We start from the raw sequence: 12,663 nt of genomic DNA, 5'->3' as shown, positions 1-12,663 counted from the left end.
ACACCACCACCATCAATATTACGCCGGGAAAACCAAGGTAAATGTCGTGGCGGCAGCGTCGGATGCGACCGTCGCGCTGCCGCCATGCAACTGCATGATGGCCGTGACGATGGCCAGCCCTAATCCTGTGGAGGCGGCCGAGTCGCTGCGGGCCGGGTCGGCGCGGTAGAAGCGCTCGAACAGGTGCGGCAAATGACGCGCGGGGATGGCGGGGCCGAGGTTGCTCACGCTCAGTTCCACGCCCTCGTTGGTCGCGTGCGAACGCAATAAAATCGTGCTGCCCGGCGCCGCGTGGCGGATGGCGTTCGACAGCAAATTGCCCAGTGCGCGGCGCAGCAGTTGCGGCTCGGCCGTCACCGTGCCGCTGCCGTGGCAGGCCAGCGCCAGCTCGCGCTCTTCGGCCAGGCCTTCGAAGAAATCGGCCAGGCGCAAGAACTCGTCCTGCACGGGCAAGACTTGCTTGACGAGCACCATTTCATCCTGCTGCGCGCGCGCCAGAAACAGCATGCTGTCGATCATGCGCGACAGCCGTTCCAGCTCTTCCACATTTGACGACACCAGCTGTTCATATTCGTGCGCGCTGCGCGGGCGGGCCAGCATGACCTGGCTTTGTCCCAGCAGATTAGTGACGGGCGTGCGAAATTCATGTGCCAGATCGGCGGAAAACTGCGACAGCCGCGCATAGCCTTCCTGCAGGCGCGCCAGCATGGCGTTCAAGGCCTGGATCAGGGGCAGCAGTTCCGTGGGCGCGCCGCGTGCCTCGAGCTGCTGCCCCAGCTTGCCCGGCCGCACGAGGGCCGCATGGGCGGCGATATTGCGCAGCGGCCGCAATCCCCGCAGCAGCATCACGCTGGCCAGAATCGCCGCCACCAGTGCGCTGACGGCGACGGAGACGACGATCTGCCAGCGGTAGGCGGCGAACATGGCCGTGCGGTCGCCGTAGACCCGGGCGACGACAATATCGGCCATCTGCGCCGGCTCGCCGATGCGCGCGCTGGCCGCCACGACCCGGGCCGGATAACCGTCGCGGCTGGTCCAGCTGACGATGTCGCTGGCCGTCACGGGCGCATCGACGGCCACGGGAACAGCATGCGCCACCGTCTCGCCGTTCGGATTGACATCGATCAATCGCGTGCCATCGGCGCGCACGATGCGCACCAGGGAATTCTCTTGTCCGCTCATGGTGTCGCGGAAATACTGGGGCCGCTCGCGGATGATGTCCAGGGTGCCGGCATTGCCCAGTAATTGCTGGATCTGCCGCAGTTTTCCCAGCAACAAAATATCGTCGCGGCGCTCGATTTCCGCCACAAAGGAACGGTACAGATGCATGCCCAGCCCGGCCGACACGAGCGCCACGATCAGCACGAAGACGAGCGTCACGCGCAGGGTCAGCGAGCGCCGCAGTTCTGCCAGCTTCATGCGGCGGCGCCATTGTCAGGTACCGTGGGCGCGCGCAATTCGCAGACATAGCCCATGCCCCGCAAGGTGTGGATCAGCTTGGGTTCGAACGGATCGTCGAGCTTGCTGCGCAGGCGTCGGATGGCCGCGTCGATGACATTGGTGTCGCTCTCGAAATTGATGTCCCACACTTGCGAGGCGATGATGGAACGCGACAGCACTTCGCCCTGGCGCCGCGCCAATAAATGCAGCAAACCGAATTCCTTGGCCGTCAGGGCGATGCGCTGGCCTTGCCGGCTGACCTTGCGTTTCATCACGTCGATTTCCATGTCGCCGATGCGGATGACGTCGTCTTCACGCGGTGGCCCGCGCCGCAGCAGGGTGCGGATGCGCGCCACCAGTTCGGCAAAGGCAAATGGTTTCACCAGGTAATCGTCGGCGCCCAGTTCCAGCCCTTTCACACGGTCCTGCACTTCGTCGCGCGCCGTCAGGAAAATCACGGGCACGTCCGCGCCGCCCTCTTGCAGGCGCAGCGCACGCAAGACTTGCCAGCCGTCCATGATGGGCAGCATCACGTCGAGCACGATCAGATCGGGTGACTCCGTACTTGCCATGTGCAAGCCATCGCGGCCATTGCGCGCCAGGCTCACCGTGAAGCCGGACTCGGCCAGGCCGCGCAGCAGATAGTCGCCCGTCTTCGGTTCGTCTTCAATGACCAGGATGCGCATGGCAGCTTTCTAAGGGGAATATAAGACCATTCTACGCCGCGCGCCGGGCACCGCGGATGATAAAAATGTCATGCGGCGATCATCTTCTCGTAGGGCAACACTGACCATACTGGCGCCACCTTATCAACGGACAGCCACATGAAAACCCTGTTACTCGGCAGTACCCTGCTGTACCTGCTGGCCAGCCCCGCCCACGCCCAGCTGCGCCAGGTCGATGATCTTTCTCTGGCAATGGCCAACAAGCTGGCGAATGCGGCCATCGCCGCGTGCCAGGCGCAAGGCCGGCATATCGTCGTCAGCGTACTCGACCGTGGCGGCAATGTCGTGACCGTGCAGCGCGCCGATGGCGTCGGGCCGCACAACACGGACGCCAGCCGGCGCAAGGCCTACACGGCCCTGTCGACGAAAAACGATACCCAGGCGCTGGCCGTGGCCGCGCGCGGCAATCCCGACATGGCCAATTTGATGACCGTGCCGGAACTGTTGCTGCTGGGTGGCGGCCTGCCCTTGCGCGCCAAGGGCGAAGTCGTCGGCGCCATCGGCGTCGCCGGCGGCGGTGGCGCCCTGCAAGACCGCGCCTGCGCCCATGCCGCCCTGGCCGCCATTCCTGAACTCGATTCCCCCACCCTGTGAAAGCAACAACAATGACCTATCTGAAAAAAATCACCGCCGCCCTGGCTTTCGCCAGCCTGTCCAGCATGGCGCTGGCCGCCAATCCCTTGAGCGTGCACATCCTCGACCTGCAGAGCGGCCAGCCGACCGCGGGCGTGACGGTCACGCTGGAGCAGAAAAAAGGGGATGCTTGGCAACAGTTGGGCAGCGCCGTGACGAACGCGCAAGGACGCATCGCGGCCATGTATCCGGAAAATCAACCCATGCAGGCGGGCGACTACCGCATCGTGTTTAAAACTGGCGAACACTATGCGCGGCTGAAACAGGAAACATTCTTCCCGGAAATCCCCGTGCAATTCCACGTGGAAAAGACCGAGCAGCACTATCACATTCCCTTGCTGCTCAGCCCTTTCGGCTTTTCCACCTACCGCGGAAACTGAAGCTTAGCCCAGCGTCTTCGCCGTCTGCCCGAACAGCACGCTTTTCGCGTCGCCGCTGACGGTGGGCTGCACATTGATTTCGGCTGCCCGCGCATACGCGCGCACGGTGGCGGGACGGGCGGCGATGGCCGCGAACCAGCGCGCCAGGTGCGGGAAGTCTTCCAGCTTCTGGCGCTGGCGTTCGTGCGGCACGATCCACGGGTAGATCGCCATGTCGGCGATGGAATACGTGTCGCCGGCCACGAATGCGCGGTCCGCCAGGCGCTTGTTCAGCACGCCGTATAGCCGGTTCGTTTCATTGACGTAGCGCGTGATGGCGTAATCGATCGGTTCGGGCGCATATTGCACGAAATGGTGGTTTTGCCCGGCCATGGGGCCAAGGCCGCCCATTTGCCAGAACAGCCATTGCATGACCTCGGCACGTCCCCGCACGTCGGCCGGCAGGAATTGCCCGCTTTTCTCGGCCAGGTATTGCAAAATCGCGCCCGATTCGAACAGGGAGAGCGGTTCACCGCCATCCGCCGGCGCCTGGTCGACGATGGCGGGGATGCGGTTGTTCGGCGCGATGGCGAGAAACTCGGGCTTGAACTGCTCGCCCTTGCCGATATGCACGGGAATGATGTTGTAGGGGATGCCCGCTTCTTCCAGGAACATCGTCACTTTGTGCCCGTTGGGCGTGGTCCAGTAATACAGGTCGATCATCGTGGTCTTTCCAGGTAGATGAGTAGGGGCAGGCGAACTTGGCAGAACTATTGTCGCGCCGCAACTGATATGCATGGATATAATGCCACGTAAGCGAAAAACAAGACGGCGTCCAGGCTGGGCAAGCACCCACTGGCACCGTCACGCAGGCATCCCGACATTCCAGAGCACAAACAAAGAAAGCCGACCATGCGCAAACTCCTGATCGTCACGCTGTCCGTCCTGCTGTCAGGCTGTGTCCAGGACTTCGCCATCTACATGTTCGACGGCCAGGACCATTCCCTGACCGTGCGCCGCCAGCAACGTTATTTTTGGCAAGATACCGTGGAAGTGCAGCTGATGGCCACCAACCTGCCGCAATGCCAGCGCCTGCATACGCTGTCCACCGATGCGCCGGCCGACATCAAGGTCGAGCTGTTTGCGGCCGGCGATGGCCTGTGGAATATCCGCATGGGCAAGCAGCTGTGGCAGGCGGAAACGAATACCTGCAATGAGCTGACGGAAATGGAAAACGACCCGAAAGCCGACCTGGGCCAGCCGGTCGGGCAATTCGTGGTCGTCGATGACAAGCTGGAATTCGAGCCGGCGCCGCAAGCGGCGGCACCGGCTCAATAGGAACTTAGCGCGCCGCCAGGCTGCGCAGCGGCTTTTTCGCCACGGCGCGTGGCGCGGCCGAGCTTGCAGCCAGGCGCGGCGACGTTCCCGGTTCCTGCGCCGACAGTTTGAAGCGCGCCACCAGTTGCGCCAGCACGGCCGCCTGGTCTTGCATGCTCGACGCCGCTGCCGCCGCCTCTTCCACCAGTGCCGCATTTTGCTGCGTCACGCTGTCCATCTCCGTGATCGCCTGGTTGACGTGGCCGATGCCCGTGCTTTGCTCGTGCGAGGCGGCCGTGATGTCGGCCATGATGTCGGTCACGCGCGACACGCTGGCCACCACCTGATCCATGGTCGTGCCCGCCTGTGCGACGAGCGTGCTGCCGGCCGCGATGCTGTCGACGGAAGCGCCGATCAGTTCCTTGATTTCCTTCGCCGCGCCTGCGGATCGTTGCGCCAGATTGCGCACTTCCGACGCCACGACGGCGAAGCCGCGTCCCTGTTCGCCCGCGCGCGCCGCTTCCACGGCCGCGTTCAAGGCCAGGATATTCGTCTGGAAAGCGATGCCGTCGATGACGCCGATGATGTCGACGATCTTGCGCGACGACGCGTTGATGGTGTCCATCGTGCCGATCACTTGCGCCACCACGGCGCCGCCCTGGCGGGCCACGGCGGAAGCGGACTGCGCCAGTTCATTCGCCTGCACGGCATTGCCCGCGTTTTGCGTCACGGTCGAGGTTAATTCCTCCATTGAGGCCGCCGTTTCTTCCAGCGAACTGGCTTGCATTTCCGTGCGCGCCGACAAGTCCATATTGCCGCTGGCAATCTCGCTCGATGCCGTGGCGATAGTCTCGGCACTGTGGCGGATTTCGCTGATCGCGTCGACCAGGTTGGCCTGCATGGTTTTCATCGCGTACAGCACGCTGTGGCGGTCGCTGGCATGCGTGCGCACGACGCCGCTCAAATCGTTATTCGCGATCTTTTCCGCCACGTCGGCCGCATACTCGGGATCGCCGCCCAGCGCATGGCGCAGGCTGCGGTTGATTACGACGACGACGGCGGCCAGCAGGCCGCACACCAGCACCAGCACGCCCAGCGAGGTGAGCAGCGACTGGCGGAAGGCCGCATCGATATCATCCATGTACACGCCCACCACCAGGGTCCAGGCCCACGGCTTGTAGGCCACCACGCGGCTCATCTTCGGTTCGGGCGTCTTCTGGCCCGGGCGGGGGAAGTAATAGTGGACGAAGCCCTTGCCCGCATCGCTCTTGCCGACGGCAACGATGTCGCGGTACAGATAGGTGCCGTTGGCATCTTTAAAATCCGACATGTTCTTGCCGTTGGTTTGCGGCGCGGCGGGATTCATCACCACGACGGCATCGAGATTGATGATGGACAAATAACCGGTCTCGCCGAAACGCATGCTCTTGATGACGGCGGTGGCCTGCTTTTGCGCTTCTTCCTGCGTCAAGGCGCCGCTGGCGGCCAGGTCGCCGAACATCTTGACGGCGCCCAGGCCCAGGTCGGCGGCATTGCTCAGGTCGGCGCTGCGTTCTTCGATGCGGATCTTGCGAATTTCCAGCGCGTTGTAGACAAAAATAACGGTGATGCACAACAGGCTGCAAATCAGGGGAATCCATAACTTCTGCTGGAACGTCAATTTCTTCATGCTGTGTCTCCGACTCTCTATTGTGCGGCGATGGGGCGTGGCCCGCTTCCAGCTGGGCAAGCCCGGAATGCGGCGGCGACGGTGCTCTGGCGGCACCGTTCAGACGTCTCCAGCATACGCTCGAACGACCGATATTTACAATGCCGGGAGGCAATGATTTTTGCCCGGTGTTGTTAATGCGTTGCGACAATTGATGAGAATTGATGTTGCGTTGCGATATTGCATTGCAGCAAAAAAGGATGCGGATAGGCAGCGGCAAGGCACGCGTGGAGGGCGGGCGTGTGTCAAAATGCACGCCAGATCGATTGAATCACGAAAGCACAGCATGACCAAGAATGAAGCCATGAAACGCATCAACGACCGCCTGGGCAAACCCACGCTGACGGACAAGAACACGCATTTTGCCAGCGTCGCCAGCTATGGCACGGACGAAGGCTGGTGGCTGAAGATCCCCTTCCTGACGTTCAAGCAGGAATTGCACTTCATCCTCAACAATGAAAAAACGAAAAGCTTCCAGCACCTGAAGATCGGCGCCAACCAGATTCTCAGCCCGGGCATGAAGTTCCGCAGCACGGGCGGCGCGGCCGACGCCTTCATGTCGGCCTCGGCGCCGAAACGCCTGGTCGACTTGCTCGACGGCGGCAGCAAGTACAACTTTACAAAACACTTCGTCAACGACTACCGCTACTAAAACACCTGACCAAACCTGCTGCGCGGCGCGCTTTGCGGCCTGCGATGCTCACCGGCTCGGCGCCCCCGTACAAAAGTACGGTTGCGCTTCTTGGCCACAAATCACTGCCGCTCGCTACGGTTTTGTCAGGTGCTCTTGGCGTTGTTAGTTTTCCCTTGGAGGCAGCCAGGCCCTGAGCAAATGTTGGGCGATGTCGAGCGCGTCGTCGCGGCTGGTGCCAAAGTGTAAAGGGTAGCCCCAGAACTGGCCGAACATGACGGCAAAGGCCTTGCCGGCCAGGCGCTTGGCGGCGCTCGGTTCGACCAGCACCATGCCCTGGATATACGCACGCAGGGCGGCCTTGTGCCGTTTCATCCATAGCACGGCGCGCTTGCGCTCTTCCTGCGGATGGTCATGCCCATCCTCGTCCAGGCCTTCTTCGCTGAGGATGACAAACGCTTGCTGGCGCGCCAGCAAGCCTTCAAACTGGCTGAACAAGGCATCGTCGGGGCCGCTGGCGGCGTTGTCGCGGCGCATCCAGACGAGGGGGAAATCGGTGATATCGAGTTGCATGGGGGACTCCTTCAAGGGGGTTGCCGTTTCTCCTCACCTTCATCAGAACACGGGCGGCGGCGGTTGCCGTTGAAGCGGGGCTGCGGATAGCCATACGATACCGATGACGGCGCCCGACGTCATTGCATACAATAGCCACAATATTATTCAATCCAGCCAAAGTCATCCCATGCCCCATCCCCTCTTGCCCAGCATGCTGACGGCCCACCTGGGTCTGGACGATGACGCCTCCATCCTCGATTTCGACGTCGACGGCGTGCTGCGCCCCTTGCTGGCCGTGGGCCTGGCCAGCGTGCCAGAGGATGCGGAGCAGGCGCCGCACCAGCACCGCAAGGGGCAGCTGCTGTACGCCACGCGGGGCGTGATCCATTGCGAAGTAGAAAGTGGAGTGTGGATCGTGCCGCCCCAGTGCGCCGTGTGGATACCGGGCGGCCTGATGCATTCAGCGCAGGGCGTGGGCGAGGCCGAGTGCTACTGCCTGTTTATCGAGCCGGCCACGGCGCCGGCCTTGCCGGCCATCTGCTGCACCGTGGCTGTCTCGCCCCTGTTGCGCGAACTCATCACCAAGGCGGCCGGTTTTCCCACCCTGATCGCGCTGCAGGGCGCGCAGGAACGTTTGGTGGCCACCCTGCTCGACGAACTGGCGGTCGCGCCCGTGGAAGACTTGCATCTGCCGATGCCGCGCGATGCGCGTCTGCGCCGCCTGGCCGCCCTGCTGCTGGCGCAGCCAGCCGATAAAAGCACCCTGGCCGAGTGGGCCAGCCGCATCGGCATGAGCGAGCGCAGCATGACCCGGCTGTCGCTGGAGGAAATGGGTATGAGCGTGGGCGGCTGGCGCCGGCAACTGCACGTGATCCTGGCTTTGCAACGGCTGGCGCAAGGCCACAGCGTGAAAGCGGTGGCGCTGGAACTGGGTTATGAAAATACCAGCGGTTTTGTCACCATGTTCCGCAAGGCCGTGGGCAAGCCGCCGGCCCGCTACCTGGCGGAACGGGAATCCGGACGCGCATGAAAAAAGGCGGCATATGCCGCCTTCGTCACGCATCGTCGCCGAAAATCAGACTTCGCGCGCCAGGGCCAGAAATTCCGTGCGCAGCGCCAGATTCGGCTGCATCTCGCCCAGCATGGCCGAGGTGATGGTTTCTTCGCCCGGCGTGCGGATGCCGCGGCTTTCCATGCACAGGTGACGGCAGCGCACGACCACGCCCACCGATTTCGGTTCCAGCACTTCCATCAGCGCGTTGGCGATCTGCATCGTCATGCGTTCCTGCACTTGCAGGCGCTTGGAGAAGCAATCGACGAGGCGCGTCAGTTTCGACAGGCCGACGATCTTGCCGTTGGGCACGTAGCCGATGGTGGCCTTGCCGAAGAACGGTGCCAGGTGGTGTTCGCAATGGCTGTAGACGGGGATGCCGCGCACGACGATCAGCTCGTTGTACTGTTCCGCGCCATCTTCAAAGGCTTTCAGCAAGTCCACCGGGTCCTGGCCGTAGCCGGACGTCCAGTGTTTCCACGCCTTGGCCACGCGCGCCGGCGTTTCCAGCAAGCCTGGACGCTGCGGATCTTCACCAAGGCTGCTGATCAGCCGGCGCCAGTCGTTTTCGGAGAATTCTTCTTGAGACATGCTAAACCACCCTAAAATTTTCAATTGCCGCCAGTATATAGAAAATGCGGCAGGCTGCCTGAGCAGCCCCTGCTTTTCCCGCTACGCCGGCGGCCGGTGCGCGCCGACCAGCAGCGCGGAGATCGACACGCTCGAACTCGCCTCCGGCCACGCATCGCCGGGGCCGAACCAGCGCGCCTCGGCGATCTCGTTCTCGTCGAGGCGGATCTCGCCATCGAGATAATCGGCTGTAAACGCGATCATCAGCGAATGGGGAAACGGCCAGGACTGGCTCATGAAGTACTGCAAGTTATGCACGCGCAAGCCCACCTCTTCCATCACTTCGCGGTGCACGGCTTCCTCGATCGATTCGCCCGCTTCCAGGAAACCGGCCAGCGGACTGAAGCGCTGCGATGGCGAATTTTTATGCATGGCCAGCAGCACCTGCTCGCCCTTGCGGATGAGCACCATCATGGCGGGCGAAATGCGCGGGTACGCGAGCATGCCGCAGGCGGCGCACGTAAAGCAGCGTTCGCCGCGCGTGCGCTGCATGGGCGTGGCGCACACGCCGCAATGGCGGTGCGTGCGCGCCCATTCGGCCAGCTGCACGGCGCGGCTGGCCAGGCCCAGGAAGTCATCGTCGATGGCGTTGAACAGCGAACGCATGCCGTGATACGCCAAGCCGCTATCGGCGGGCAACAACTCCGCATCCGTCCAGACCGTCTGGCAATAGCGGCCCTGCCACCAGCCCACGGGCTGGGCGCGGCTCAGGTCGATATCGAGCACGGCCACCTCGGCGGCAGTGGGCAGGGTCAGCCCGGGCATACGCAACAGCAGGCGCCCGCGGTGAAAGACGAATGTCAGCGTCTCGGTGGCGGCCGGGGCCGGTTCGGGCGTGTCGATCAGGGGGACGAAGGCAAGGGGCGTTTGCAGCATGTGCTGGGAAGAAATTTGTAAAGGTTGCTCATCATACTCCCGCTGCCAAACGCTTGCGCGCATAGCAGCGCCCGGACTGCAAAGCAAGCATTCATGAGCCATGCGCGTGTTTTTTTTGCGCTAAGTCCAATCCGTTGCGTAAACGATACTGATAACGATTCTCATTTACGAAATAGCGCCCAGTTATTACAATACCACCTATTCCGTCTCCATCGCCAGCCACTTGCCCGCGTGCCCAAGCACTGCGGCGCAGAGCCAGCCAGGAACCACCACCCTGAACTTATCGAGAGAGCAAGATGGCAATCAAGAGCCGCAAACACGCCCCAACCCGTTTCAACCAGCACATCGGCGCCGCCCTGGCCGTGATGCTGCTGCCCGTCGCCGCCCAGGCCGCCGACCCGGCCGGCCAAAGCGCCCCGGCATCGCAGCAAACCCTGAACGAAATCAAGGTCGTGGGCTCGAAGGAAAATGATTTCAAGGCCGAAAAAGCCTCGTCGCCGAAATACACGGAAGATCTCGTCAACACGGCGCAAACCATCGTCGTGATCAAGAAGGAATTGATCGAACAGCAAGGCGCGCTGACCCTGACGGATGCGCTGCGCAACACGCCCGGCGTCGGTACCTTCTTCCTCGGCGAAAACGGCAACACGAACACGGGCGACGCCGTCTACATGCGCGGCTTCGATGCCTCGGGCAGCATCTATGTCGATGGCGTGCGCGACGTGGGCTCCATCTCGCGCGACGTCTTCAACATCGAACAGATCGACGTATTGAAGGGCCCGGCGGGCACGGACAGCGGCCGCGGTTCGCCGACCGGTTCGATCAACCTGGTCAGCAAGACGGCCACCATGGAAAACAAGTTCAATTCGCTGCTGACGGCCGGCAGCGGCAAGCAGAAACGCGCCACGGCCGACTGGAACCGCATCATCGACGCCGATTCCGGCACGGCTTTCCGCCTGAACCTGATGACGCAAGACAGCGGCAATCCGGCGCGCGACGAAGTCAAGAACAAGCGCTGGGCCTTCGCGCCTACCGTCACCTTCGGCATCGGCAAGCCGACGCGCATCACGGCCAGCTACCTGCACGTGGATCAAAACAACGTGCCCGACGGCTTCGTACCCACCATCGGCCTGCCCGGCTACAGCACGCCGGACAGTATCACGCCGACGAACAAGGTCATCCGCACCTTCCTGAATAGCGCCGCCAAGGTCGATCCAAAGAATTTCTACGGTTCCACCGCGGACCACGACAAGGTCAAGGCCGACATGGGCACCTTGCGCATCGATCATGATTTCTTGCCCAACGTGCAGATTCAGAACACCACGCGCTACGGCAAGACCAAGCAGGATTACCTGTTGACGGCCTTCATGGGCAGCACCGCCAACCTGAAGACGCCGGTGGCCACCGATCCGTCGACCTGGACCCTGGCGCGCTCGCTGCGCACCGTCAAGGATCAGGAAAACACGATTCTGACCAACCAGACCGTGGTCAGCGCGCAATTCGATACGGGCGTGCTCAAGCACTCCGTGGTGGCCGGCGCCGAATTCACCAGCGAAAAGCAGACCAACTACAGCTATGTGCCTGCCAGCCTGGGCACCATGCCGGACGCCAATCTGTACCATCCGAACCCGCGCGACCCCGTCACCGGCTACCAGCCCGTGCGCAGCGGCGCCTACAGCCAAGGCGAAGTCAACACGCAAAGCGCCTATGTCTTCGACACCATCAAGTTCGGCGACAAATGGATCTTCAACGGCGGCGTGCGCTTCGACCATTTCAACACCAGCTATGACTCCGTCACCCTGCAGACGGCCGTCGCCGCAGGCCAGGTGCAAAAACTGCCGGTAGGCACGCCTATTCCTGTTCACATCACCCTGAACGACACCTTCGCCAACGGCAAGATCTCGGCCCTGTACAAGCCGACGCCGGACAGCAGCGTGTATGCGCTGTGGGCCACCTCGAAGGCGCCGCCGGGCACCAACTTCACGCTGAGCACGGGCGCCAGCAGCGCGCAAAATCCGATGTATGATCCGCAGGAAACCACCACCAAGGAAATCGGCACCAAATGGGATTTCCTGAAACAAAAACTGTCGTTGTCGGCCGCCGTCTACCAGACGGACGTGAAAAATGAAGTAGAGCAAGATCCCGTCGACCTGATCTACTATCAGAATGGCAAGAAACGCGTGCAGGGCGTCGAAATCGGCATGGTGGGCGAGATCATGCCGAACTGGCTGGTCAGCGCCGGCTACACGCGCATGAATACCAAGGTCGAGTCGGGCAAGGTCGTCACGGCCAGCGGCATCAATAACCTCAGCTACACGCCGAAACAGGCGTTCACGGGCTGGACCTCGTACACCCTGCCCTTCGGCCTGAAGATCGGCGGCGGCGCGCGTTACGTGGGTGAAATGCTGCGCGGCACCGATGGCGCCGTCGGTACGCCGGCCCGCGTGGATGCCTACTGGGTCTTCGACGCCATGGCAACCTACACCGTCAACAAGAACCTCGACTTGCAGTTGAACGCCTACAATCTGGCCGACAAGACCTATGTGGCAGCCATCAACAAGTCCGGCTTCCGCTACACGCCAGGCCAGCCCCGTTCGTTCAGCCTGACGGCGAATATCAAGTTCTAACATCTAGAGAACACGCATCGCGTCACATCAAGCCCCTCTTCGGAGGGGCTTTTTTATTGTCCTGATAATCTTGTCTTCTTGGCGCACCGCCGCCCTGCCGCGACTAGCGTA

Annotated in this window: 13 protein-coding genes; 6 read left to right on the top strand and 7 right to left on the bottom strand. The window is 62.4% G+C overall.

The features are described from left to right. Window positions 1–18: 18 nt before the first annotated feature. On the bottom strand, window positions 19–1,419 hold the full coding sequence (locus tag JAB8_RS25030; protein ID WP_083287920.1) for a heavy metal sensor histidine kinase: 1,401 nt from the start codon (window positions 1,417–1,419) through the stop codon (window positions 19–21). Continuing rightward, entirely contained in the window at window positions 1,416–2,126 is a 711-nt protein-coding gene (locus JAB8_RS25025) for a heavy metal response regulator transcription factor (RefSeq protein WP_070224783.1), read from the bottom strand. Before JAB8_RS25025 ends, JAB8_RS25030 begins: the two co-directional genes overlap by 4 nt. A 138-nt stretch (window positions 2,127–2,264) precedes the next feature. Here JAB8_RS25025 and JAB8_RS25020 point away from each other — a divergent pair, with 138 nt between their 5' ends. Then, complete coding sequence (locus JAB8_RS25020) at window positions 2,265–2,759, top strand: heme-binding protein (protein ID WP_070291937.1); 495 nt, start codon at window positions 2,265–2,267, stop codon at window positions 2,757–2,759. A gap of 11 nt (window positions 2,760–2,770) precedes the next feature. Next, entirely contained in the window at window positions 2,771–3,178 is a 408-nt protein-coding gene (uraH, locus tag JAB8_RS25015; protein ID WP_070291935.1) for a hydroxyisourate hydrolase, read from the top strand. 3 nt (window positions 3,179–3,181) lie between these two features. On the opposite strand, the gene JAB8_RS25010 is transcribed toward uraH, so the two are convergent. Next, window positions 3,182–3,880 (bottom strand): glutathione binding-like protein, encoded by a 699-nt coding sequence (locus JAB8_RS25010; protein ID WP_070291933.1) that lies wholly within the window; start codon window positions 3,878–3,880, stop codon window positions 3,182–3,184. Window positions 3,881–4,069: 189 nt separating this feature from the next. Here JAB8_RS25010 and JAB8_RS25005 point away from each other — a divergent pair, with 189 nt between their 5' ends. Continuing rightward, window positions 4,070–4,495 (top strand): hypothetical protein, encoded by a 426-nt coding sequence (locus tag JAB8_RS25005; protein ID WP_070224787.1) that lies wholly within the window; start codon window positions 4,070–4,072, stop codon window positions 4,493–4,495. Between the two features lie 4 nt (window positions 4,496–4,499). Here JAB8_RS25005 and JAB8_RS25000 read toward each other — a convergent pair whose 3' ends face one another. Beyond that, the gene (locus JAB8_RS25000) at window positions 4,500–6,143 is read right to left on the bottom strand and encodes a methyl-accepting chemotaxis protein (RefSeq protein WP_070291931.1); all 1,644 of its coding nucleotides are present in this window, start codon (window positions 6,141–6,143) and stop codon (window positions 4,500–4,502) included. A gap of 325 nt (window positions 6,144–6,468) precedes the next feature. Between JAB8_RS25000 and JAB8_RS24995 the strand changes: the two genes are divergently transcribed. Beyond that, window positions 6,469–6,834, top strand: coding sequence for a hypothetical protein (locus JAB8_RS24995; RefSeq protein WP_034781254.1), 366 nt, complete (start codon window positions 6,469–6,471; stop codon window positions 6,832–6,834). 144 nt (window positions 6,835–6,978) lie between these two features. On the opposite strand, the gene JAB8_RS24990 is transcribed toward JAB8_RS24995, so the two are convergent. Further along, complete coding sequence (locus JAB8_RS24990) at window positions 6,979–7,386, bottom strand: hypothetical protein (RefSeq protein WP_070291929.1); 408 nt, start codon at window positions 7,384–7,386, stop codon at window positions 6,979–6,981. A gap of 169 nt (window positions 7,387–7,555) precedes the next feature. On the opposite strand from JAB8_RS24990, the gene JAB8_RS24985 reads away from it, so the two are divergent. Beyond that, on the top strand, window positions 7,556–8,398 hold the full coding sequence (locus JAB8_RS24985; RefSeq protein ID WP_240453478.1) for a helix-turn-helix transcriptional regulator: 843 nt from the start codon (window positions 7,556–7,558) through the stop codon (window positions 8,396–8,398). Between the two features lie 45 nt (window positions 8,399–8,443). Here the strand turns inward: JAB8_RS24985 and folE are convergent, their stop codons facing one another. Together folE and nudC are read right to left on the bottom strand one after the other, a co-directional pair. After that, window positions 8,444–9,010: a GTP cyclohydrolase I FolE gene (gene folE / locus JAB8_RS24980; RefSeq protein ID WP_034781250.1), complete on the bottom strand. Its 567-nt coding sequence runs from the start codon at window positions 9,008–9,010 to the stop codon at window positions 8,444–8,446. Between the two features lie 81 nt (window positions 9,011–9,091). Next, a complete protein-coding gene (gene nudC / locus JAB8_RS24975; protein WP_070291927.1) occupies window positions 9,092–9,925 on the bottom strand; it encodes an NAD(+) diphosphatase in 834 nt (277 codons plus the stop codon). A 296-nt stretch (window positions 9,926–10,221) separates the two neighbouring features. Here nudC and JAB8_RS24970 point away from each other — a divergent pair, with 296 nt between their 5' ends. After that, complete coding sequence (locus tag JAB8_RS24970) at window positions 10,222–12,552, top strand: catecholate siderophore receptor Fiu (protein WP_070224792.1); 2,331 nt, start codon at window positions 10,222–10,224, stop codon at window positions 12,550–12,552. Window positions 12,553–12,663 lie beyond the last annotated feature (111 nt).

The organism is Janthinobacterium sp. HH106 (assembly GCF_001758725.1).
Taxonomy (GTDB): Bacteria; Pseudomonadota; Gammaproteobacteria; order Burkholderiales; family Burkholderiaceae_D; genus Janthinobacterium.
The sequence above is the reverse complement of the archived record's forward strand: the minus strand, read 5'-3'. Positions and strand labels throughout refer to the sequence as shown.

Excerpts from the sequence above, each read along its gene's own strand:
- JAB8_RS25005 (WP_070224787.1), top strand. The coding sequence starts at position 4,070 with ATGCGCAAACTCCTGATCGTCACGCTGTCCGTCCTGCTGTCAGGCTGT.
- folE (WP_034781250.1), bottom strand. The coding sequence starts at position 9,010 with ATGTCTCAAGAAGAATTCTCCGAAAACGACTGGCGCCGGCTGATCAGC.
- JAB8_RS25025 (WP_070224783.1), bottom strand. The coding sequence starts at position 2,126 with ATGCGCATCCTGGTCATTGAAGACGAACCGAAGACGGGCGACTATCTG.
- JAB8_RS25000 (WP_070291931.1), bottom strand. The coding sequence starts at position 6,143 with ATGAAGAAATTGACGTTCCAGCAGAAGTTATGGATTCCCCTGATTTGC.
- nudC (WP_070291927.1), bottom strand. The coding sequence starts at position 9,925 with ATGCTGCAAACGCCCCTTGCCTTCGTCCCCCTGATCGACACGCCCGAA.
- uraH (WP_070291935.1), top strand. The coding sequence starts at position 2,771 with ATGACCTATCTGAAAAAAATCACCGCCGCCCTGGCTTTCGCCAGCCTG.
- JAB8_RS24990 (WP_070291929.1), bottom strand. The coding sequence starts at position 7,386 with ATGCAACTCGATATCACCGATTTCCCCCTCGTCTGGATGCGCCGCGAC.
- JAB8_RS24985 (WP_240453478.1), top strand. The coding sequence starts at position 7,556 with ATGCCCCATCCCCTCTTGCCCAGCATGCTGACGGCCCACCTGGGTCTG.
- JAB8_RS25030 (WP_083287920.1), bottom strand. The coding sequence starts at position 1,419 with ATGAAGCTGGCAGAACTGCGGCGCTCGCTGACCCTGCGCGTGACGCTC.
- JAB8_RS24970 (WP_070224792.1), top strand. The coding sequence starts at position 10,222 with ATGGCAATCAAGAGCCGCAAACACGCCCCAACCCGTTTCAACCAGCAC.
- JAB8_RS25010 (WP_070291933.1), bottom strand. The coding sequence starts at position 3,880 with ATGATCGACCTGTATTACTGGACCACGCCCAACGGGCACAAAGTGACG.
- JAB8_RS24995 (WP_034781254.1), top strand. The coding sequence starts at position 6,469 with ATGACCAAGAATGAAGCCATGAAACGCATCAACGACCGCCTGGGCAAA.
- JAB8_RS25020 (WP_070291937.1), top strand. The coding sequence starts at position 2,265 with ATGAAAACCCTGTTACTCGGCAGTACCCTGCTGTACCTGCTGGCCAGC.